General features: G+C 62.2%; 24 protein-coding genes. 10 read left to right on the top strand and 14 right to left on the bottom strand.

Annotation, left to right across the window (positions count from 1 at the left end):
* Positions 1 to 2 precede the first annotated feature (2 nt).
* From ACT01B_RS15455 to ACT01B_RS15445, 3 genes are read right to left on the bottom strand one after another with little or no spacing between them, the layout of a single operon-like run.
* On the bottom strand, positions 3 to 1529 hold the full coding sequence (locus tag ACT01B_RS15455; protein ID WP_445144122.1) for an ArnT family glycosyltransferase: 1527 nt from the start codon (positions 1527 to 1529) through the stop codon (positions 3 to 5).
* Positions 1530 to 1576: 47 nt separating this feature from the next.
* Positions 1577 to 1852: a lipid-A-disaccharide synthase N-terminal domain-containing protein gene (locus ACT01B_RS15450; RefSeq protein WP_445144121.1), complete on the bottom strand. Its 276-nt coding sequence runs from the start codon at positions 1850 to 1852 to the stop codon at positions 1577 to 1579.
* Entirely contained in the window at positions 1852 to 2142 is a 291-nt protein-coding gene (locus tag ACT01B_RS15445) for a lipid-A-disaccharide synthase N-terminal domain-containing protein (RefSeq protein WP_445144120.1), read from the bottom strand. Before ACT01B_RS15445 ends, ACT01B_RS15450 begins: the two co-directional genes overlap by 1 nt.
* Before the next feature lie 519 nt (positions 2143 to 2661).
* On the opposite strand from ACT01B_RS15445, the gene ACT01B_RS15440 reads away from it, so the two are divergent.
* The 6 genes from ACT01B_RS15440 (at position 2662) to ACT01B_RS15415 (ending at position 8475) form a co-directional block, all read left to right on the top strand.
* Entirely contained in the window at positions 2662 to 3006 is a 345-nt protein-coding gene (locus tag ACT01B_RS15440) for a glycine zipper 2TM domain-containing protein (RefSeq protein ID WP_445144119.1), read from the top strand.
* 519 nt (positions 3007 to 3525) lie between these two features.
* Positions 3526 to 4602, top strand: coding sequence for an NAD(P)H-dependent flavin oxidoreductase (locus ACT01B_RS15435; protein ID WP_445144118.1), 1077 nt, complete (start codon positions 3526 to 3528; stop codon positions 4600 to 4602).
* Positions 4603 to 5026: 424 nt separating this feature from the next.
* Positions 5027 to 5998: a LysR family transcriptional regulator gene (locus ACT01B_RS15430; RefSeq protein ID WP_445144117.1), complete on the top strand. Its 972-nt coding sequence runs from the start codon at positions 5027 to 5029 to the stop codon at positions 5996 to 5998.
* Positions 5999 to 6099: 101 nt separating this feature from the next.
* Complete coding sequence (locus tag ACT01B_RS15425) at positions 6100 to 6810, top strand: SDR family NAD(P)-dependent oxidoreductase (RefSeq protein WP_445144116.1); 711 nt, start codon at positions 6100 to 6102, stop codon at positions 6808 to 6810.
* Between the two features lie 50 nt (positions 6811 to 6860).
* Entirely contained in the window at positions 6861 to 7100 is a 240-nt protein-coding gene (locus ACT01B_RS15420; protein ID WP_445144115.1) for a tautomerase family protein, read from the top strand.
* Positions 7101 to 7209: 109 nt separating this feature from the next.
* Positions 7210 to 8475, top strand: coding sequence for an MFS transporter (locus ACT01B_RS15415; protein WP_445144114.1), 1266 nt, complete (start codon positions 7210 to 7212; stop codon positions 8473 to 8475).
* 94 nt (positions 8476 to 8569) lie between these two features.
* On the opposite strand, the gene ACT01B_RS15410 is transcribed toward ACT01B_RS15415, so the two are convergent.
* The 7 genes from ACT01B_RS15410 to ACT01B_RS15380 all read right to left on the bottom strand — a co-directional run bounded on the left by ACT01B_RS15410 (position 8570) and on the right by ACT01B_RS15380 (position 12605).
* On the bottom strand, positions 8570 to 9319 hold the full coding sequence (locus tag ACT01B_RS15410; RefSeq protein WP_445144113.1) for an HvfC/BufC family peptide modification chaperone: 750 nt from the start codon (positions 9317 to 9319) through the stop codon (positions 8570 to 8572).
* Positions 9316 to 10161, bottom strand: a complete 846-nt coding sequence (bufB, locus tag ACT01B_RS15405; RefSeq protein ID WP_445144112.1) for an MNIO family bufferin maturase — start codon at positions 10159 to 10161, stop codon at positions 9316 to 9318. The genes ACT01B_RS15410 and bufB overlap by 4 nt, the downstream gene beginning before the upstream one ends.
* Positions 10162 to 10224: 63 nt before the next feature.
* Positions 10225 to 10509, bottom strand: coding sequence for a BufA2 family periplasmic bufferin-type metallophore (bufA2, locus tag ACT01B_RS15400; protein WP_445144111.1), 285 nt, complete (start codon positions 10507 to 10509; stop codon positions 10225 to 10227).
* Positions 10510 to 10560: 51 nt separating this feature from the next.
* Positions 10561 to 11316, bottom strand: a complete 756-nt coding sequence (locus ACT01B_RS15395; protein WP_445144110.1) for an alpha/beta fold hydrolase — start codon at positions 11314 to 11316, stop codon at positions 10561 to 10563.
* Positions 11309 to 11866, bottom strand: a complete 558-nt coding sequence (locus ACT01B_RS15390) for a DoxX family protein (RefSeq protein WP_445144109.1) — start codon at positions 11864 to 11866, stop codon at positions 11309 to 11311. The genes ACT01B_RS15395 and ACT01B_RS15390 overlap by 8 nt, the downstream gene beginning before the upstream one ends.
* Positions 11863 to 12138 (bottom strand): BufA1 family periplasmic bufferin-type metallophore, encoded by a 276-nt coding sequence (locus tag ACT01B_RS15385; RefSeq protein ID WP_445144108.1) that lies wholly within the window; start codon positions 12136 to 12138, stop codon positions 11863 to 11865. The genes ACT01B_RS15390 and ACT01B_RS15385 overlap by 4 nt, the downstream gene beginning before the upstream one ends.
* Before the next feature lie 47 nt (positions 12139 to 12185).
* Entirely contained in the window at positions 12186 to 12605 is a 420-nt protein-coding gene (locus tag ACT01B_RS15380; protein ID WP_445144107.1) for an organic hydroperoxide resistance protein, read from the bottom strand.
* Positions 12606 to 12779: 174 nt separating this feature from the next.
* Between ACT01B_RS15380 and ACT01B_RS15375 the strand changes: the two genes are divergently transcribed.
* The 3 genes from ACT01B_RS15375 to ACT01B_RS15365 are packed head-to-tail and all read left to right on the top strand — an operon-like array spanning position 12780 to position 15559.
* Entirely contained in the window at positions 12780 to 13466 is a 687-nt protein-coding gene (locus tag ACT01B_RS15375) for a thioredoxin family protein (RefSeq protein ID WP_445144106.1), read from the top strand.
* Positions 13467 to 13502: 36 nt separating this feature from the next.
* Positions 13503 to 14243 carry a response regulator gene (locus tag ACT01B_RS15370; protein ID WP_445144105.1) on the top strand — a complete coding sequence of 247 codons (741 nt, stop codon included), beginning with the start codon at positions 13503 to 13505 and terminating at the stop codon, positions 14241 to 14243.
* On the top strand, positions 14240 to 15559 hold the full coding sequence (locus ACT01B_RS15365; RefSeq protein WP_445144104.1) for a HAMP domain-containing sensor histidine kinase: 1320 nt from the start codon (positions 14240 to 14242) through the stop codon (positions 15557 to 15559). Before ACT01B_RS15370 ends, ACT01B_RS15365 begins: the two co-directional genes overlap by 4 nt.
* Positions 15560 to 15588: 29 nt before the next feature.
* On the opposite strand, the gene ACT01B_RS15360 is transcribed toward ACT01B_RS15365, so the two are convergent.
* Positions 15589 to 16566 (bottom strand): GlxA family transcriptional regulator, encoded by a 978-nt coding sequence (locus tag ACT01B_RS15360; RefSeq protein ID WP_445144103.1) that lies wholly within the window; start codon positions 16564 to 16566, stop codon positions 15589 to 15591.
* Positions 16567 to 16683: 117 nt separating this feature from the next.
* On the opposite strand from ACT01B_RS15360, the gene ACT01B_RS15355 reads away from it, so the two are divergent.
* A complete protein-coding gene (locus ACT01B_RS15355) occupies positions 16684 to 17481 on the top strand; it encodes an SDR family NAD(P)-dependent oxidoreductase (protein WP_445144102.1) in 798 nt (265 codons plus the stop codon).
* 125 nt (positions 17482 to 17606) lie between these two features.
* Here the strand turns inward: ACT01B_RS15355 and ACT01B_RS15350 are convergent, their stop codons facing one another.
* The 3 genes from ACT01B_RS15350 to ACT01B_RS15340 form a co-directional block, all read right to left on the bottom strand.
* The gene (locus tag ACT01B_RS15350) at positions 17607 to 18008 is read right to left on the bottom strand and encodes a cupin domain-containing protein (protein ID WP_445144101.1); all 402 of its coding nucleotides are present in this window, start codon (positions 18006 to 18008) and stop codon (positions 17607 to 17609) included.
* A gap of 41 nt (positions 18009 to 18049) precedes the next feature.
* The gene (gene msrA / locus ACT01B_RS15345; protein ID WP_445144100.1) at positions 18050 to 18559 is read right to left on the bottom strand and encodes a peptide-methionine (S)-S-oxide reductase MsrA; all 510 of its coding nucleotides are present in this window, start codon (positions 18557 to 18559) and stop codon (positions 18050 to 18052) included.
* A gap of 382 nt (positions 18560 to 18941) precedes the next feature.
* Positions 18942 to 19769: an alpha/beta fold hydrolase gene (locus ACT01B_RS15340; RefSeq protein ID WP_445144099.1), complete on the bottom strand. Its 828-nt coding sequence runs from the start codon at positions 19767 to 19769 to the stop codon at positions 18942 to 18944.
* Positions 19770 to 20007 lie beyond the last annotated feature (238 nt).

Raw genomic sequence — 20007 nt, 5'->3', positions numbered from 1 at the left:
GGTCAGCCCTGTATCCGCATCAGCGCGTCGCCGCGCCAGATGCCAAGATGGTTCGCCGCATGCACCTGGCAATTGGCCAGGGCAGGTTGAATGGCGGCCGGGTCAATCGTGTGATCGACGATGACCAGCGTCTGGTGCTGTTCGCGTATCGCCGAGCAGAGCGATGCCGCACCTTCGGGCGTTCGCCAGGCGACGCCATACACCGGCTTGTTCAAATACAGGCGAAGCCCCCACGGCGTCTGTTCTTCGATGGCATACATCGCGTCCGTATTCACGATGACGATGACGGCGGCGACGTCCTGCAACGGCGTCATGGCGGCGATCTCGCGCGCAGCCTGGCGATTGTCCTCCGCCGGATGCATGGCATAGGCCGCGACACCCTTGGCGGCCACCAGGGCGATCACCCATAGGCACAGCATCACCCGCTGGCGTGGTACCTGAAGATCGATCCTGTTGCGAAGCTGAAGTGCTACCAGGAGCGACAGCGGCAGGAACAGCGGCAGCACATAGAGCGGCAGCCGCGACTGGGAAAGACAGAACACCACGAAAGGAACCAGAAACCAGAGCAGCAGGAAAGGTTCGATGGCGTGCTGGCCGTACCAGGTGCGCCAGTTGGCCCGCGAGATGCTCGAGCGCACGGCGCGAAACAAGCCGGGCCACCACGGAAGCGAGCCAAGCACCAGCACGGGGAGATAAACCACGGCCCAGCCGAATGCACCAGGATGCCGGCGATGCACCGCGGTAAAGATGCGGCCATACACCTCTTGATGCAGGAAGTAGTGCAGCAGCCAGGGATAGCGCATGGAGGCGAGCAGATACCAGGTGAAACCGACCACCAGAAATGCCGCGATACCTGCCAGCGTGAACGCGCGTCGCACGCCCTGCCAGCCATCACGGCTGGCGGCGTAAATCAGGATGGCGAGCAGCGGCAACAAGCCCGGCGGACCCTTGGTGAGGAAGGCCAGGCCAAAACCCAGCCACATCTGGGTCACGCCCTGGCGTCGATCACGTTCGCTGTCGAACACGATCGAACGTACGAACCCAAGTACCGCCAAGGCCTCAAATAGCGTGAGAAATACGTCAGTACTGATGATGTTGGCGGTCAAGAACGGGAACAGCGTGCAGCCGTAGATGAGGCCCGGCAACCAGGGTTTCTCCGGCACCAGCCGCCTGCCCATTGCATAGAGCACCCACATGGTGAGTACCAAAGCGATGGCATGGGGGGCTCGCGCCGCCCAGGTGTTTCGGCCAAATACCTGGAGTGACGACGCAATGATCCAATAGGTGAGCGGCGGTTTCGAGAAATTCAGTTCGCTGGGGCTGTATCCGGGTGCGAGAAAGTTGCCGGAATCGAGCATCTGCAGCGCGGCACCCACGTAACGGCCTTCATCCGGACTCCACAGCCCTCGCGTGCCCTGGAACGCGAAGCCCAGGATCAGCCCAAGCAAGATCAACCACAGCAAAGGCCGGTGTCGAGAGTTGCCCAGAAGGCCTCGCGAGCGGTCTTCACTGATCGCGCTATCGGACATGATCAGATTCCTTGAGGCGTTTCGAAGCGCGTTGGCCATGGAAGTTGTCACGGCCGAGCCTGGCGTGTTCTAAGCATATGCAGATTGCGTAGGAACACGAGCAAGGTCACGGTCTCTCCGATAATGAAAACCGGCTCCTGCCGATGAATGGCGTAACAAAGAATGATCGACCCGCCAGCGACACTCAGGTACCAGAACGCGCCTGGTATGACGCTTTTCCCGCGCGCCTCGCTATACAGCCACTGTACGAGAAATCGCGCGCCAAAGAGCGCCTGGCCGACCAGGCCCGCGGCAATCCACAGGGATTGATTGTCGATATGCATCAGTTCACGGCCTCACGGCGTAGCTGCCGGTTCTCGCGCAGGCGCAATTGAAGATTTCGCACGTAAATGAGAACACCTCCTGTTTGTCCCACAATGAACACGGGGTCCTGCTTGTGGATGGCGTAGCCGAGGAGGGTCGCGCCGCCAACGATGCTGGCGTACCAGAAGACCATGGGTATGACGCTCTGGCGCTTGATCTCGCTGTAGATCCATTGCAGGAGGAAGCGGGCGGAAAAGATCGTCTGCCCGGTCAAGCCAACGACCAGCCAGCGGCTGCTAGAGCCGTCCATACGCGCCTCCCAAATGAAAAACCAGGGCGCATGCACTCAATGAACAACGTTTCGCCGAGCATCTCGCGCGTGGCGAGACTTCGATAAGGTGGATTTTCATGTCAGCCCACCGTAAGGCAGGCCGCTGATAGGGTGGCCCTTCTCAGTGCGCGATCGGTGGTGCGGAGCATGACGGTCACGATACGCGCGCGCAGATCAGTATGCGCTACCGGCGAGCCCGGGCGAGTACTGCGCGAGGAAAGTGCTACATCTATGAAGCATGCAGGAGCAGAAACGCGTTCGGGCATGGTGGCTATCGCGACCGATTGGGAATTGGCTGAGCATAGCGAGGACACATGTCTTTTGGGGCATCGCGCGCGACAAAAAACGTGTTGCGGTTCATCCCAGCCGGCGCTCAGCGAAATTTTCTCGCGAGTGGCTTCTGGCTAAGGAAAAACTAAGCCTTCCTGAGGTAGCTGAGGGTTAACTTTGTCATCACGTACTCGGGCGTATCCAAGAGAGGTACTTCCGGAGACAGCCATGAAAAGACTAGCCATCAGTGCTTTTGCCTTGGCGCTTGCCACGGGTCTTGCTGGCCTGGTCCAGGCGCAGAGCAATTCGTCTCAAAACACGCGCGTCGTCTGCGAGGACGTGCAGGTGAGGCAGACCAATACCAATGATCCCAATCGCATCACCGGCACAGCCATCGGCGCCGTGGCGGGTGGCGTAGTCGGTAACCAAATCGGTGGCGGCAGGGGCAGGACCCTGGCGACCGTGGGCGGTGCCGTGGCCGGTGGCGTCGTCGGCAATCAGGTGCAGAGGAACAACCAGAACAATAACGCCACGGTCCGGACGGAACGCCGCTGTCGTGAAGTCCAGCAGTGATGAGCCCGTCGAAGGTGGTTCACCACTCGGATGATCGCGCCGTATCTGTTGTTGGAAGCGTTGCTATTGCGTGAAAACGGACGTCCAAACGGATCGCGCTGGCGGCCTTCGGTGCCGGGTTTCAGCATGAGCCCAGTCCTCTGATGCCGTGTTTTGTACCTGGTATACGAACGTCGGTCCCACACCCAGCATCACTCTACGGGTGACGCGTTACTGCGGGCGTCCGGGAAACGGCCGAAGCTCTCTCGTCTACAGGGGCGTGATCTTTGCACGGGTATCGGCCTGGCCAGGCGTGGTGGTGGAATTTGCTCCAGAGCCTGTGGGGCCGGGCCTTCGCTAAGTCGGCGCGATTCCCATCATTTGATGGAATACTGATTGCCGCGCAGCATGTCTTCGCCGCCGGGTGGGCCAAGTGTAAATTCAGCCAACTTTTTCGCTAGGGCGGCACGTTGCTCCAGGTAACGAGCGACGCCATGTCAATGGAATCTGGTTCGCGCGACACTGCAGGAGTGAACGGTTATGGCGACTCAGGGCTCGTTGGCGCTGCTCGATCTGCTCGGCACGAGCGTGCCGATCATCCAGGCACCGATGGCTGGCATTTCCTCACCCGCCATGGCCGCGGCGGTGAGCAGGATGGGTGGACTGGGTTCGCTTGGCATGGGCGCCATGACCGCGGAAAAGGCGCGTGGCGCGATCAGGGAGTTTCGCCAGCTGAGCGACGGACCGCTCAATGTGAACCTGTTTGTGCACCGACCAGCGCACGCCGACGAGGCCAAACAAGCAGCCTGGCTACAGCGACTGACCCCCGAATTCGATGGTGTCGGGGCGTCGCCTCCCTTGGCATTGAAGGAGATCTACAAATCCTTCCTGGTCGATGACGACATGCTTGCCGTGCTGGTCGAAGAACGACCCAAGGTGGTGAGTTTTCACTTCGGCTTGCCCAGGCTGGATCAGGTCGCTGCCTTGCACGGCGCCGGCATCGTGCTGATGGCGACGGCCACCCATGTACAGGAGGCGCGGTCCATCCAGGACGCAGGCATCGACGTCATCGTGGCCCAGGGTTATGAGGCGGGCGGACACCGAGGTGTGTTTGACCCCGATGCCACGGACAGTCGGCTGGGGACGTTGGCGCTGACCCGGCTGCTGGTGCAAAGCGTGCGCGTTCCGGTGATTGCCTCCGGCGGCATCATGGACGGCGCCGGCATTGCCGCCGTGCTCGCGCTAGGGGCGAGTGCCGCACAACTTGGGACGGCGTTTGTAGCCACCGATGAGTCGCTGGCGGATGCGGGCTATCGAAAGCTGCTGGCGAGTGACGCGGCCTATGCGACGGTGATGACGCGTGTCATTTCCGGGCGGCTAGCACGGAGCCTGGCCAACCGCTTCACCGGCTTTGGCGCTGACGTACCCGACGATGTCGTTCCCGACTATCCGATCACCTACGACGCCGGCAAGGCGCTGAATGCGGCCGGGCGTGCGGTGGGAGAAGCCGGCTATGGCGCGCATTGGGCGGGCCAGGGTGCGCCCTTGGCTCGTGCCATGTCCTCGCAGGCACTCATGCAGGCGCTCATCGACGAACTGCGGCACGCCTCGGCCTAAGCTCGCGATCGCCGTCTCGGTGAAGAAGGCGTCGTTTGCAGCCCGGTAGACGACGGCTGTGTTGGTCTAGCCAAGGCGGGGCTGGCAGGGCGCCCGCGTATCCATCCAGGGAGGCCAGGGCGGTCATGCGCAGCATCGATGGGACGAACGTCTAAGCTCCATGGCAAACCTTGGATTTTCCAAGCCGCTTGCCCCGTGACAGGTCGGGCGGCGGCCTTTGCGCGAGCAAGGGCGATCGCTTGCGTGCGAACTCATGGAGGCCATGCCAGGCACCCTTGGGGCTGATCCCGGGTTTGTCAGCGTGGTCGTTCACGAGCACGATACGTGCAACCTCAAGGAAATCGACGGCGGCTAGCCGAGCTTGCACGGCAGTAGGACACTCACCAGGCTCCGTTCTCCATCGCGCATTCGCTAGGAAGGTCATATGGACCGCATTGATGCCATGAAAGTCTTCGTTGCGGCGCTGGATGAAGGGAGCCTCGCCGGCGCCAGTCGCAAGACTGGACGGTCGCCAGCGGCGGTGAGTCGGGCCATCACCTTTCTTGAGGATCATGTCGGCGTGCCGTTGCTGCACAGGACGACACGCTCCATCAAGTTGAGCGAGGCCGGCGAGCGCTACGCCACGGCCTGCCGCAAGCTGCTGATGGATCTGGAGGAGGCGGACCGCAGCGCGGCAGGCGAGCGTTCCGTGCCTCGCGGAACGTTGACCATCACGGCGACCGTATTCGCCGGCGTGGAAATTCTCCGGCCCATCGTCGACGCGTTCATGGACGAATACCCCACCGTCACCATTCGGCTGCACATGCTGGAACGAGCGGTGAATCTGATCGACGAAGGCATGGACCTGGCCTTGCGTATCACGCATCTGGCCGATTCGACCCTGGTCGCCCATCGGATTGGCGAGGTGCGTCGGGTGATTGTGGCCTCGCCACGCTATCTGGCGACGCATCCTCGTATCGTCGAGCCCGCCGACCTGGGAAAACACCAGATCATCGCCATGGCGCATATGGGCATGGAATCGTGGAGCTTTCCCCCGTTGGAGGGATCGTCGGTCCCTCGTTCCGTCTCGTTAAACCCTCGCCTGGTGATCAATAATGTACGCGGTGCCATCGCATCGGTGGTGGAGGGGCATGGCGTGACGCGGCTTCTTTCGTACCACGTGGCGTCGGAAATCAAGCAGGGTTTGCTGCGGGTCGTGCTCGCCGACGCGGAGCCCGCGCCATTCCCCGTGCATATCGTATCGCCGTTCGGACGCTTGTCCGTGCCAAAGGTTCGTGCCTTCGTCGACTTCGCGCTGCCGCGCCTGCGTTCGCGCTTCGCGAGCCTGGCGAAGGAGGCGGAGATGCCGCCCGAGACGCTGATTCCACCGCGACGCGGAAGAATGTCTGCCGAATAGCAGGGATTCGCTAAACCCCTATACGCGCCTAGATTGGGCACATCGGAGCCACAAGCCCGATAGACATCACGTCATCCCTTAAATCTACGAGTGCACATACCATGAGCAATCAACAGAAAGTCGCCGTCATTACCGGCGCGTCGCAAGGCATTGGTGCTGGCCTGGTCAAGGCCTTCCGTGATCGTAATTACCGCGTCGTTGCCAACTCCCGTTCGATCAAGCCGTCCAGCGATCCCGATGTGATCGCGGTGGCCGGCGATATCGGTGATCGCGCCGTTGCCGAGCGCATCGTGAAAGAAGCCTTGTCGCGCTTTGGCCGCATCGACACCCTGGTCAACAATGCAGGCATCTTCGTCGCCAAGCCGTTCACCGCTTACACGGCGGAAGACTACGCCGATGTGTTGTCCGTAAACGTCAATGGTTTCTTCCACATCACCCAGCTCGCTCTCGCGGAGATGGAGAAGCAGGGCAGTGGCCACATCGTCAGCATCACCACGAGCCTGGTCGACCACGCCATCGACGGCGTTCCGTCAGTGCTGGCTTCGCTCACCAAGGGCGGCATCAACGCAGCGACCAAGTCGCTGGCCATCGAGTACGCCAAGCGCGGTATCCGCGTGAACGCAGTGGCGCCGGGCATCATCAAGACCCCGATGCATACACCCGAGACGCACGCTGGGCTTGCCGGTCTGCACCCGGTGGGTCGCATGGGTGAGATCTCCGACATCACCGACGCCGTGATCTATCTCGACTCGGCCGGTTTTGTCACCGGAGAGATCCTGCACGTCGACGGTGGCCAGAGCGCCGGACACTAAGGCGAAGCGGGGTGGGCAGCATGCCCACCCCATCCTTCGAGGAGACGGTCATGCCTTTCGTGAACATCAAGATTACCCGCGAGGGTTCTGCACCCGGGCTCAGCGCAGCCACCACGGAGCAGAAGGCTGCCCTGATCAAGGGCGTCAGCCAGTTGTTGCTCGACGTGCTGAACAAGCCGTTGGATTCCACCTTCGTCACGATCGACGAAGTCGAACTGGAAAACTGGGGCTGGGGCGGTTTGTCGGTCCCGGAATACCGCAAGCAACAGCAACAGTTGAAGCAGAAGTAGGGCTAGCGGTTGCGCGGCCTCGTCGCGCAACCGCCGCTTCATTCATCGTCGAGTCGAACGCAGCCAGTGTCCAGTGGATGCCGCTACGTGTCGTCTGGAGGTTTACAACATGTCAGCGCAGATGCCGTCGGCGACTTATGGCCTTGTGCCGGATCAAGGGCAGGCCAGCTACGCCGAACGCAACGCCGCTTACTGGAAACGCAATCTCGCGGTCAGCACCTTTGGTTCGTTTACTACCCTGGTGAGCCTCAGCATGCTGTTGCCTTTCCTGCCGCTCTACGTGGAGCAGCTTGGGGTGCAGTCGTCTTCGTCCATCGTGCAATGGTCAGGCATTGCGTTTGGTGCGACCTTCCTCGGCACGGCCATCACGGCGCCGCTATGGGGGCATTTGGCAGATCGGTATGGCCGCAAGCCCATGCTTGTGCGCGCCGCCATCGGCATGGCCATCGTGATGTCGCTGATCGGCATGGCGCACAGCGTGATCGAACTCGTCGCACTTCGACTGGTGGCGGGCCTGGTCGGCGGTTATGCCTCGGCTTCCGTCGTCATGATCGGTACGCAGACGCCACGGGAAAGATCGGGATGGGCACTCGGTGTGCTGTCCACGGGCGCATTGACGGGAAACCTGGTGGGGCCGCTCGTGGGCGGCTTTCTTCCTGGCCTGGTGGGCATCCGTGGAACCTTCTTCGTGGGCGGCGCGGTGATTGCGCTGGCCGCGGCGGCGACCATCGTGTTTGTCAGGGAGGATTTCGATCGCGTCCAGGACGCCAGGGCGCGCATGGCGGCGAAGGCCGCACCGTCGATCCGCACAGGCCGTTGGCTGATCGCGGCCTTGCTCGCCACCTCGATGATGGTATTGCTGGCCAATATGTCCATCGAGCCCATCATCACCGTGTATATCGGACAGCTTGGCGTGCCGCACGATCACCTGGCGCAAACGGCAGGCCTGGTCATGGCCGCCTCGGCGTTCGGCAGCATGTTGACGGCCGCCCGGCTCGGTGCGCTGGCCGACCGCGTCGGCAGCGGCAAGGTCATCATTGGCTGCCTGCTGGCGACCAGTGCGCTGATGCTGCCGCAGGCTTTCGTGACGCAGTGGTGGCAGTTGGCCTCGCTGCGTGGACTCATGGGCATGACGATCGCTGGCCTGCTTCCCGCAGTGGCCAAGCTGGTGCGCCATGCGGTCGATGAGAGTAAGGCCGGCAAGACCCTGGGCTATCTGCAGTCGGCGCAGTTTTCCGGGCAGGTGATCGGCCCACTCGTCGGTGGACAAATCGGCGCATGGGTGGGATTGAGCGAGGTGTTCTTCGTTACCGCCGCGTTACTCGCACTTTGTGCAGGACTCAATCAGTGGGTACGTGTGCGGACAACGCGATAACGCCAGAGGCGTTCCTAAAGTCTCTGTAGAGGAGGATCTTCAACGATCTATGGCGGTGACAGTGACATGGCGCAATAAGCGCCATACCCAACCTTCACTGGGTTCCCGTGACGATGCCGGCGGATAGCCAGTCCGCGAGCAGCTTGCCTGCCATCGCTATGCCGTCTTCTTCACCCAAGTGTTCGACCAGAGCATCACACAGGCTGGTGAAGCGGTCGTCGTCGCGTAGCGACAACAGTGCGGCGTACTCGACGATGTCGATCCATTTGAGACGGGAAGTGAACTCGTGACGCCAAACGATCAAGGCGCCCGGCGTTTGCAGCATTTCGCTCTCCGGCGGCTCCGCCCCATCCTGCAGTGCAGACCAGATGGTTTCTGCATTGGTCGTCCCGGTGCGCAGTCGCAAGCTGGGATGGAGGCAGAGGCGGGCCGTGTCCCAATCGACCGTCTGCAGTTCGTCACTCGACATGCGGATCGCGTCGGCGGCGACGAACGACGCCGACAATGCCCACTCGATCCAGGCCAGTTCCTGGATGTCAGGGTTGTGCGGAAATCTCGCCCGCAAGGTCTCATTGAAGTCGATGCCATAGGCATCGAGGGTCCAGGCATGCGGTGGGTGACTGTCGATATGGGTGATTGCCGCGTCCAGAAAGGCCTCTTGCCCAAGCCAGGCGTGCAGTTGCGGATAGCTTAGCTGAAGGCAGCCGACCAACTGCGCGCGATAGTTGTTCTGGTATACGTCCAGCCCAGCGGCGGACTTGGCGTCAAGGTGTCGTAGCGCGGCCTCGGCGGATGAGGCGGTCAGCCAATCGCGGAAATCCCGTTGCATCGCGACCAGGTTCATGCGGCCTCCAACATCCCACGGTTGTTCCGCTGGATATCGCGTGCGATATCCAGCTCGTCGAGCAGGTTGGCAAGCGGAGGGATGGCATCGTCGCGCTCGATCATCGTCGCCACCGGCCCGAGCATCGACGTCGCCTCGGCGTACAGGGACCAGACATCGTCAGAGACCGTTTGGTCGTGGGTGTCGATCAGCAGTTCGGGGCCTTGCGTGTGTCCAGCAAGGTGGATCTGGCGTACCCGCTCAGCGGGGATGCCACGAAGGTATGCATGGGCATCCAGTCCGTGGTTGCGGGAACTTACATAGACGTTGTTGACATCCAGCAGCAGACCGCAGCCGGTGCGGTGGGACATCTCGCCGAGGAATTCCCACTCGGTCATGGATTGTCCGGGGAAGGCGATATAGCTCGACGGGTTCTCGAACAGCATCGACCTGCCGAGCGTGTCCTGCGCCATGGCGATGTTGTTGCAGACAATCGCCAGCGCCTCTTCGATGTACGGAAGGGGCAGCAGATCATGCGAGTTGAAGCGATCGATGCGCGACCAGCTCAAATGATCCGATACGAACAGCGGATCGATCTCATCGACCAGCGCCCGCAACCGGCGGAGGTAGCTGCGATTGAGGCCGTCGGCTGAACCGATCGACATGGATACGCCGTGCAGCGCGACGGGATGACGTTCGCGCACCTGGCGCAGGATGTGGCGCGGCTGCCCGCCATCGACCATGAAGTTTTCCGAGATCACTTCGACAAAGTCGACGGCTACGTCGGTTTCGAGGAAGTCACGGTAATGCTCCCGGCGCAAGCCAAGTCCGAAGCCTGCAAAAGTGGGTATGGAGGTGAGCATGGCAAGAATCCTTGGCAGGGCAGGCGAGGGCTGGACCCGCGCGGCGCGGGTCCAGCGGTGCGATCACTTCGGCTCGGTCAGCGTGCCGCCAGCGGCAACGCACTCGCTCGGCGTCTTCACGACGACGCCCTGGCCCTTGCAGCCGTTGAGGCCCTTGCAGTCGTGCTTGGCCGTGGCGCACAGGCTCTGGCCCTTGCAGGAATTGACGCCGTAGCAGCGGGTCGGTTCCTGCTTCTGGGACCCCTGGTCGGCTGCGTGCACGGGCGCATGCAGCGAGGCGAGAGCAAGGGCGACGGCGGCGGCTGCCGCGGCGAAGCCGCTGCGAGACTTGGTAGCGATGGTGGACATGGTGTTACTCCTAGGGATGGGTCCGGACGGACCGTGGTGATTGATGTGGCGTTACTTCAGGCTCTCGGCCGCGTCTTCGATGACTTGCGCAACCTGTTCGGGCTGCGACATGTAGACGAGATGGCTGCCCTTGATCTCGGTGACCTTGGAGCCGGCACGCTGGTACATCGAGCGCTGCAGCTCGGGGCTGTACACGCGATCTTCGGTGGCGACGACAGCCCAGCTAGGCTTGTTGTGCCATGCAGCGACTTCGCTGACGGTGCGAAGCGCACCGACCGTTCCCGGCACCTGCGAAACGGCCAGGAAGTCGGTGCGGTTCTTGGTCAGGTCGCCGCCAAAGTCGGCGCCGAACTGCTTTTCCTTGATGTAGATATAACCGTCCCAGGAGGCCTGGAAATCGTTGCTGGGCTCAGGCACCGACTCGAGCAGCTGGAGCGTGCTTTCGCCGACCGAGGGTGCTACCGCAGCCACGTAGACCAGCCCTTTGACCTTGTCACGATTGCCGGCCTGGCTGATCACGGCGCCGCCGTAGTCGCTGCCGACCAGCAGGGTCGGGCCGTCTTCCTTGCGCAACTGGCGATAAACCGCCTCGGCGTCGTTGGCCAGCGAGTCAATGCGGGGCTGCACGACGTTCACGGTGTAGCCCTTGTGGATCAGGATGTCGTGCACGACGTGCCAGCCCGAACCGTCGACGAAGGCGCCGGGGACGATCACGATGTTCTTGACACCGGCAGGCGCGGCATCGGTCGCGTGTGCCAGGCCGGTCGCTGCCGCCATGGCGACGGCGAAACTCAACAACTTACGCATGATGGATTCCCTGCGAGGGTAGTGATGAAAAGGGGTGGGACGGGGAAGCGGCCAGGCGTTGCGTTGCGCGGCGTTCGCGCCACTGGTGCAAGACGTGGTCGAGCGACCACTTGCCACCACCTCGGGCGAGGATCGGCAGGAGCAAACCCGCCCAGCTCAGGTGCGTCGACCAGGCGTCCGGATAGACGAAGATCTCGATCACCGTTGTCATGCCAAGCAAGGCGAGCGCCGACACCCGTGAGAACAGCCCCAGCACCAGCAACACGGGAAACAGGTGTTCCGCCCCGGTCGCCAGGCGTGCAGCCCATTCCGGATAAAGCAAGGGGACGTGGTACTCCGACGCGAACAAGTCGTAGGTCGACGGCTTGATCGACAGGAATCCCTCGACCTTGGTGCGACCCGACAGGAAGAACACCGAAGCGATACCCAAGCGGGCGATCAACAGCAGCAAGGCATCCGGGAAGAGCCCTGACCACCGATTCGCGAAACTCGGACTCTCCGTGCGCGGTGGCGTTACGCGAATCGCCACCAGCTCCGTGGAAGAGATCACGACTGAGCCTCAAGCGAGCCATGGCCCTTGGGAGTCTTGATGGTGGTGCAGGTCCCTTTGTCGACGAGCACCCAGGCATTGCCCTGATAATTGGCTTTCGAGGTGCCGGCGCAGCTCGTGCCGGCGCCGGCGGCGCAATCGTTCTTGCCGGCGAGAGCGACGCCGTAGCATTTTTCCATAGGCTTCTTGGCATCCTCAGCGTGGCCTACCGAGGCGAGGCAGGCGAGACCGAGGGCAAACGTGGCAGCCAGCGTGGCATGTGAACGGTTCATGGAGTTCTCCTGGGATGCGAGGATGGGGGCTCGGATACGAGCGCGCTTCAGATGAGGGTGGTGGTGACGTCCACGTTGCCGCGGATCGACTTGGAATACGGGCAGGTCTGGTGGGAGCGCTCGACGATGGACTGGGCCACCGCGCGATCCAGCCCGGGCAGGCTCACGTTCAGGCGGGCTTGCAGAAAAAAGCCGTTCTCTGCGCTGTTGCCGAGGTCCACTTCGGCGTCGACCGCGGCATCGGCCGGAAAGCGCACGCCAAGCGCCTGAGCATTGCGCTGCATGGCACCGAGGAAGCAGACCGACCAGCCTGCGGCGAACAGCTGCTCCGGGTTGGTGCCGGTGCCCTGGGAGCCCGGCAGCGACAGCTTGATATCGAGGCGGTTGTCGTTGCTGTGCGAGTGGCCTTCGCGGCCGCCGGTGGTGTGGGTCTTGCCGGTGTACAGAATGGCGTTGTTCTGGGACATGATCGGTTTCCTGGTCGAGCGGCCGCTCGCCCCGAGTGGTGGCGAAGGATGGGTTGGTCGGCATAGGAAACCGCCGGGACGTATCCCGGATGTGTCGTCAGATGAGCCAAAAGGCATCGCAATGTGTCGCGACCGGGGCTGGATACATTCCGATACAAAAGGCGCAGCGGACGCGTGCAGCTCGGCCCGACGGCGCTGTACAAACGGATACAAAAAGCCGGTAAAGCGGACACGTCCGGGACAAGCGGACTCGATTCAATAGCGCCCATGGCGGTGCGCTGTGGCACCGCGTCCCTGTCCGTGAGGCAAGCCTTTATGAAATCCCTGCGTGTAGCCGCAATGCTGGTCGCCCTGAGCGCCGCGTTCATCGCCGTCTGGCCCAATCTATGGACCATGGCCAGCGCACAAGAGCCCGCGTCCGGAACGCCGGCGCCGGACCTTGCAGGCGCGGACCATTGGTTCAATTCCCCGCCGCTGACGCTGGAAAAGCTTCGCGGCAAGGTCGTACTCGTCGAGTTCTGGGCGCGTGAATGCATCAACTGCATCCACGTGCTGCCCCACACGAAGGCGCTTTACGACAAGTACGGCAAGGACGGTCTGGTGGTCGTCGGCGTCCATACACCCGAGTACGACGAGGAACGGGATGCCAAGAGCCTCCAGGCGGCCCTGAATGAGTTCAGCATCACCTGGCCGATTGCAGTAGATAATGACTATCGCATCTGGAATGCCTATGGAAATCGCTACTGGCCGGCCATCTATCTGATCGATCGCGATGGTCGCATCGTGTATAGCCATTTTGGCGAGGGCAATTACGAAGAGACCGAGAAGCGCGTTCGCGTATTGCTAGGCGAAGCGTCATGAGGCAGGAAAGCGTGGTAATCCTTGGGACGAGTAAACATGGAACACATCGATCACATTCTCGTCGTTGATGACGACCACGATATTCGTACGGGAGTCGTGGACTACCTGCGTAAGAACGGCCTGCGTGCCAGTGCCGCTGTCGATGGCCGCGACATGTTTGCGCAGCTCGATCGCTCGGCCTACGACCTGATCGTGCTCGACATCATGATGCCCGGCGATGATGGCCTGGTGCTTTGCCGCACGTTGCGCAGTGGCAAGCATCGCGCCGTACCGATCCTGCTGCTCACCGCGCGCGATGACGAAACCGATCGCATCATCGGCCTGGAGATGGGCGCTGACGACTATGTGGTCAAGCCATTTTCACCGCGGGAACTGCTCGCGCGAATCAAGGCAGTGATTCGGCGAACGCGCATGTTGCCGCCCAATCTGCGCATCACGGAGTCGGCCGAAACGCTCGCATTCGGCCGTTGGCGGTTGGACACGGCGGCACGCCATCTGGTCGACCAAGAAGGCACCATCATTTCGCTGAGCGGCGCCGAGTTTCGACTGCTGCGGGTCTTTCTTGATCACCCGCAACGCGTGCTGTCGAGGGACCAGCTGCTCAACCTGACCCAGGGCAGGGACGCGGAGTTGTTCGATCGCTCCATCGACCTGCTGGTGAGTCGGCTGAGAAATCGTCTCGATGACGATGCGAAGGATCAGTCCTATATCAAGACCGTGCGTAGCGAGGGCTATGTGTTCTGCATGCCGGTCAGCGTGCCTGGGGCGGACGCATGAGCACGGAGGCCTCGGCCGTCGCCAGGCACTGGCTGCCACGCAGTCTGGCCTCGCGCCTTTACTTGATCATCTTCGCCGGCCTCATGCTCGCTCAGGGCCTTTCGTTGGCGCTGCTGTTCTATGAGCGCTATCAAAGCGCCACCACGATGATGCTCAACACCATGGAGCACGATATAGGTACGTCCGTCGCCGTGCTGGACCACTTGCCCGCCGATGAACGCCCGAACTGGCTCGGGCGATTGCAGCGCGACAATTACCATTACGTCCTCGGTCCGGGTCAACCCGGTACGCTGTTGATCTCCGAGCGGTCGCATGAAGTAACACGCCTGATCGCCAAGGAAGTTGGCGCCCGCTTTGGCGTGCATAGCGACACCATTGGCGCTGCCTCGGGGCGTTACCAAGTGCACTTCACCTTGCGTGATGGTTCCCCGCTTACGCTCGACGTCACCCCGCGCGTGATGCGCGTGGCGCAATGGCTGCCCGTCGTATTGGTTCTGCAAGTCCTGCTTCTCCTGCTGTGCACATGGCTTGCCGTGCGACTGGCGACGCGCCCTTTGAGCCGGCTGGCAAAGGCCGCCGAGTCCATGACGCCTACGGTGGACGGATCGAAAATGAGCGAGGACGGACCGACCGAAGTTGCCCGGGCGGCCGTGGCCTTCAACGCCATGCAGGAGCGTATCCGTCGCCATCTGAAGGAGCGACTGCATATCCTCGCCTCGATTTCACACGACCTGCAAACACCGATCACACGCATGCGGCTACGCGCCGAGGCGCTGGACGAGGGCGTGGCGAGAGAGAAAATTCTCGATGATTTGCGTGCCATGGAACACCTCGTGCGCGAAGGCGTGGCCTATGCCCGCAGTGCACACGGTGGGGCGGAAACGCCGGTTCGCATCGATGTGGGCGCCTTCCTCGAGAGCCTCGTGTTCGACTACCAGGATGTGGGCCGGCCGGTCTCCCTGGTGACGTCCGTCAGCGGTCCCACCATGGTTCGCCGGCAGGCGTTGCGGCGCGTGCTGGGCAACCTCATCGATAACGCCGTCAAATACGGCGGTGTGGCCGAGGTCTCCGCCTGGCGAGACGGGCAGGGTGCCCTGTGCATCGAGGTATCCGACCGTGGGCCCGGCATCCCAGAAGAGGAAATGGAGCAGGTGTTGCAACCGTTCTATCGACTCGAAGCATCGCGCAACCGCGATACCGGCGGCGCGGGACTCGGCTTGGCCATCTCGGCCCAGTTGGCGTGTTCCATCGGCGCCAGCCTGACGCTTGCCAACCGCGAGGGCGGCGGTCTAACGGCAACCGTCACGCTGCCTTGAGCAGCCTTGCCACCAGCGTGCGTCGTTCGCTAGGCGGCGCGTGATACCCCGTTTGCGGATCGTTCGCCCAGCGCCGACCCGAACGTCTGACGCCGCATCGCCTGAGGCGGTTTTCCGAACGTGCGAATGAAGGCGCGACGCATGCGTTCGCGATCGTCAAAGCCCACTTCGCGCGCCACCACTTCGATGGGGTGCCGCGTTTGCTCCATCATCAGTCGGGCCGCTTCCACGCGCAGATGTTCCACGGCCTTGGCGGGCGATTGGCCGGTCTCGGCACGAAACGTCCGACTGAACTGGCGCGGGCTGAGGTTCGCGGCGGTGGCCAGTTCCTCCACCGTCAGCGCCGACTGGAGATGGCTTCTCGCGTAGGTGAGTGCGTTCTGGATGCGATCCGATTTGGGGTCCAGTTCCAACAGCGCCGAAAACTGCGATTGGCCGCCGGAGCGACGGTGGTAGACCACCAGCATCTGGGCCACCGTGCGCGCCACTTCGGCGCCCAGGTCCTTTTCGACCATGGCCAGCGCGAGATCGACGCCGGCGCTCATACCCGCCGATGTCCAGGTCGCTCCATCGATGATGAAGATGCGGTCCGCTTCCACGGTTACCTCGGGGTAGTGCTGCTTGAGTTCGCGCGCGAGCAGCCAGTGCGTGGTCGCACGGCGTCCGTCGAGCAGGCCTGCCTCGGCCAACAGAAAAGCGCCGGTGCAGATCGCGGCGATGCGCCGCGATCGTCGCGAGGCGCTGCGTATGAATTTAAGCAGCGCGGGCGTCGACTCGGGAATGCCAACGCCTCCACCCACCAACACGGTATCGAAGCTGCGCCGAGCGAAGGCATCGGTGTGCATGGTCATGCCGAACGAGCCAGCAATGGGACCGCCCGTTTCGGATACGTAGCGGACTTCGTAGACCTTGCGTTCCATGGTGAGGTTGGCGAATTCGAACGCGGACACCGCCGCCAGGCTCATGGCCTGAAAGCCGGGATAGACCAAAAAACCGACGCGATGCATGGCAGTTCTCCTGCATGGCATAAAAGGTGGCATATTAGACATTTGAGTCTACACCGATTGGGCCTACAAAGGTGTTCGTGACGCCGGCATCCCGCTGGCGCAAACGGAGACCTCCGCATGAATTCCTCGCACAAGGGCACAGCCCTTATCACCGGCGCTTCCACCGGCATTGGTGCCATCTACGCCGACCGCCTGGCGCGCCGCGGCCATGACCTCATCCTGGTGGCGCGCAATCGCCAGCGGCTGGACGCACTGGCGCGTCGCCTGACCGACGAGACAGGGCGCTCGATTCAGGTGTTTCCGGCCGATCTCAACGATCCCGCAGAACTGGCCAGCGTGGAGAACCTGCTGCGAGAGGACCGGAGCATCTCGGTACTGGTCAATAATGCCGGATTCGGCGCCGCCACCCCGCTGCTTGCATCCGACGTCGCACGCATGACCGAGATGATTTCGCTCAATGTGGGCGCCCTTACGCGCCTTACCTATGCGGCGGTCCCCGGCCTCGTCGAGCGCGGCGGCGGTACGGTGATCAATGTCGCCTCCATCGTGGCCGTGGCGCCAGAGCTCCTCAATGGCGTGTACGGCGGCACCAAGGCCTATGTGCTGGCCTTTACGCAATCGCTCCATCACGAACTCGCTGCCAGGGGCCTGCGTGTGCAGGCTGTGCTGCCGGGCGCGATCGCCACCGAGTTCTGGGACGTGGTGGGCCATCCGGTCGACCAGCTGCCTTCAGCCATGGTGATGTCGGCGACGGACCTGGTGGATGCGGCCTTGGCTGGCCTTGATCAGGGCGAGATCTTCACCGTCCCCTCGCTACCGGATGCGGCGGACTGGAAAGCCTACGAAGAGGCACGTCAGGCGTTGCTGCCCAACCTGTCGCGTGACAAGCCTGCAGCGCGCTACGAGGTAGCTTGAATCGCTCGCCCGAGCTGACTGTCGTCAACAGACCCGATGCTTACTGGCCTCAAATAGAGGCCGGTAAGCACGCGATGCACATCCTCGGCAAGCGTTGCCCAGAAGAATGTGGCGATGACTGCTTCTTACTTGATCAGCTCGACCAGCGGCTTTCCTTTTTCCACGACATAGGTCGCGAGTTCGGACGCGTTATCGTGGCCGACGTTTTTCGCGCTGTGGATGACTCCCGCCGGGACGAACAGGACATCGCCAGCCTTGAGCGTCACCGGAGGCTTGCCCTGCAGTTGATACTCCATCGAGCCCGCAAGCACGTAAATGATCTCTTCGCCGGGATGCCGGTGATTCGGGGCGGTCATGCCCGGGTCGATATCGACGCGCACCTGGATAGCCTCCCATCCAGGGATGCTGAGGTCATGCCGTTGCAGACCGGTGCGATGGACTCCCGCCTGTTGCGCCTGTCCTGCGTGGGGCGCCAAGGCAGTAGCGGCGGCCAGCAGCATGGCTGCCGCGTTTCGAGTCGGTTTCATGGAGGCATCCTGGGTGATCGTTTAAACGTTGCCTATCGACTTCATTGCCCGCGCCTGGGCAGCTTCCAGTCCGGCCGGATGAAGTGGCACGTATACCCGTTGGGATAGCGTTCCAGATAGTCCTGGTGCTCTGGTTCGGCTTCCCAGAACGGACCCGCGGGGGAAATCTCGGTGACGACTTTGCCGGGCCAGAGGCCCGACGCGTCGGCATCGGCCACCGCGTCCTCGGCTTCGTGTTTCTGCTGGTCGTCGCCATAAAAGATGGCCGAGCGGTAACTCAGACCCACATCGTTGCCCTGGCGATTCATCGTCGTCGGGTCGTGGATCTGGAAAAAGAATTCGAGGATCTGGCGATAGCTGAGGCGGCTCGGATCGAACACAATCTCGATCGCTTCGGCATGCGTGCCATGGTTACGATACGTGGCATTAGCCACATCACCACCCGAGTAACCCACGCGCGTAGACACTACGCCCGGGTAGCGCCGCAGCAGATCCTGCATACCCCAGAAGCAACCGCCAGCAAGGATGGCCGTTTCGGTTTTCGTCGTCATCTGTTTGTCCTTCGCAGTCATTGACCGTGGTGCATATCAGGCTGCCGTGCGATGCAAAGCGCCGAGCTCGTGACTGCCCGGATCGCAAAGAATACGCCAGATGCAGCGGGCCAGCCTCGGTGTCGGATATGCCGTGTAGATGTTGGGGCGCCCGATCAGGATTGGTAGGCGTCTGCGCGACATCCAAAGACTACTCAAGATCGCAAAAGGAATTTCCCCCTTGAGCAGCAACCTCCTCAAGGCTATCGGAGATAGGAAATAACGGCTGGTATACCCAGCTAATCATCCAGGGAGGCCGGGGCACTTTTCCGGTGACCCGGCCCATGTCCTGTAATCGTTTCGCTGGGATGCGACCATCGACAGCCCATCCCACGACCTGGCGCTAAGCCTTGATGAAGGCGAGCAGGTCCGCATTGATCACATCGGCGTGGGTCGTCAATGCGCCATGGGGAAACCCGGGATAGATCTTGAGCGTCGCGTTCTTCAGCAGCTTCGCCGATAGAACACCTGCGTCCTTATAGGGCACAACCTGGTCATCGTCGCCATGCATGACCAAGGCCGGCTGATGAATGCTCTTCAGATCGTCGGTGAAGTCGGTTTCCGAGAACGCCTTGATGCAGTCGTAATGAGCCTTGGCGCCGCCCATCATGCCCTGGCGCCACCAGTTCTGGATGATCCCTTGGTCAACCTTGGCACCCGGGCGGTTGTAGCCATAGAAAGGCCCTGCAGGAATGTCCACGTAAAACTGGGCGCGATTGGCGGCAAGTTGCGCGCGGAAGCCATCGAAGACTTCTATCGGGGTTCCCTCCGGGTTGTTCTTGGTCTTGACCATGATCGGCGGCACGGCGCTGATCAGGACGATCTTCGCGGTCCGCTCCTGGCCGTGACGGGCCACATAGTGCGCCACTTCGCCGCCGCCGGTTGAATGTCCGACGTGGATGGCATGGCGCAGATCAAGGGCCTCCGTCAACGCGGCGAGATCGGCGGCGTAATGGTCCATGTCGTTGCCATCGGCGGTCTGGGTGGAGCGCCCGTGCCCGCGTCGATCATGAGCGATCACGCGAAAGCCATGACCCAGGAAGAACAGCATCTGGGCGTCCCAATCATCGGCCGAGAGCGGCCAGCCATGACTGAACACGATGGGCTGCCCACTACCCCAGTCCTTGTAGAAAATTTCGACGCCGTCTTTAGTGGTGATGGTGCTGCTCATTCAGGACTCTCCAGTGGTCGAATACGGTGTCGTAGCCGTTGGGTTCGCGCTGGCACCATGGGTAATCGTTAGAAGCGGCCTTGCGATGCCAGCGGCGACCGGCGTCCGGGGTGCCATGGCTGCAAAAGCAGCAACGCGCCAAGACCACGAAGCCGGCCATCCATGCGAACGGATGATCTGAGGCCTCATGCCAGGGGGTGTTGCGATGTCGCCGCTGTGCTTCCGCAGGATCGCCGCT

The organism is Dyella sp. Tek66A03 (genome assembly GCF_052567735.1).
This window is presented reverse-complemented; position numbering and strand designations above follow the sequence as displayed.

Coding starts and splice junctions, on each gene's coding strand:
- ACT01B_RS15450 (WP_445144121.1), bottom strand. CDS start 1,852: ATGCATATCGACAATCAATCCCTGTGGATTGCCGCGGGCCTGGTCGGC.
- ACT01B_RS15430 (WP_445144117.1), top strand. CDS start 5,027: ATGGACCGCATTGATGCCATGAAAGTCTTCGTTGCGGCGCTGGATGAA.
- ACT01B_RS15350 (WP_445144101.1), bottom strand. CDS start 18,008: ATGAAACCGACTCGAAACGCGGCAGCCATGCTGCTGGCCGCCGCTACT.
- ACT01B_RS15370 (WP_445144105.1), top strand. CDS start 13,503: ATGGAACACATCGATCACATTCTCGTCGTTGATGACGACCACGATATT.
- ACT01B_RS15435 (WP_445144118.1), top strand. CDS start 3,526: ATGGCGACTCAGGGCTCGTTGGCGCTGCTCGATCTGCTCGGCACGAGC.
- ACT01B_RS15420 (WP_445144115.1), top strand. CDS start 6,861: ATGCCTTTCGTGAACATCAAGATTACCCGCGAGGGTTCTGCACCCGGG.
- ACT01B_RS15425 (WP_445144116.1), top strand. CDS start 6,100: ATGAGCAATCAACAGAAAGTCGCCGTCATTACCGGCGCGTCGCAAGGC.
- ACT01B_RS15360 (WP_445144103.1), bottom strand. CDS start 16,566: ATGCATCGCGTCGGTTTTTTGGTCTATCCCGGCTTTCAGGCCATGAGC.
- ACT01B_RS15365 (WP_445144104.1), top strand. CDS start 14,240: ATGAGCACGGAGGCCTCGGCCGTCGCCAGGCACTGGCTGCCACGCAGT.
- ACT01B_RS15410 (WP_445144113.1), bottom strand. CDS start 9,319: ATGAACCTGGTCGCGATGCAACGGGATTTCCGCGATTGGCTGACCGCC.
- ACT01B_RS15385 (WP_445144108.1), bottom strand. CDS start 12,138: ATGAACCGTTCACATGCCACGCTGGCTGCCACGTTTGCCCTCGGTCTC.
- msrA (WP_445144100.1), bottom strand. CDS start 18,559: ATGACGACGAAAACCGAAACGGCCATCCTTGCTGGCGGTTGCTTCTGG.
- ACT01B_RS15445 (WP_445144120.1), bottom strand. CDS start 2,142: ATGGACGGCTCTAGCAGCCGCTGGCTGGTCGTTGGCTTGACCGGGCAG.
- ACT01B_RS15455 (WP_445144122.1), bottom strand. CDS start 1,529: ATGTCCGATAGCGCGATCAGTGAAGACCGCTCGCGAGGCCTTCTGGGC.
- ACT01B_RS15355 (WP_445144102.1), top strand. CDS start 16,684: ATGAATTCCTCGCACAAGGGCACAGCCCTTATCACCGGCGCTTCCACC.
- ACT01B_RS15440 (WP_445144119.1), top strand. CDS start 2,662: ATGAAAAGACTAGCCATCAGTGCTTTTGCCTTGGCGCTTGCCACGGGT.
- ACT01B_RS15395 (WP_445144110.1), bottom strand. CDS start 11,316: ATGCGTAAGTTGTTGAGTTTCGCCGTCGCCATGGCGGCAGCGACCGGC.
- ACT01B_RS15340 (WP_445144099.1), bottom strand. CDS start 19,769: ATGAGCAGCACCATCACCACTAAAGACGGCGTCGAAATTTTCTACAAG.
- ACT01B_RS15380 (WP_445144107.1), bottom strand. CDS start 12,605: ATGTCCCAGAACAACGCCATTCTGTACACCGGCAAGACCCACACCACC.
- ACT01B_RS15415 (WP_445144114.1), top strand. CDS start 7,210: ATGTCAGCGCAGATGCCGTCGGCGACTTATGGCCTTGTGCCGGATCAA.
- bufB (WP_445144112.1), bottom strand. CDS start 10,161: ATGCTCACCTCCATACCCACTTTTGCAGGCTTCGGACTTGGCTTGCGC.
- bufA2 (WP_445144111.1), bottom strand. CDS start 10,509: ATGTCCACCATCGCTACCAAGTCTCGCAGCGGCTTCGCCGCGGCAGCC.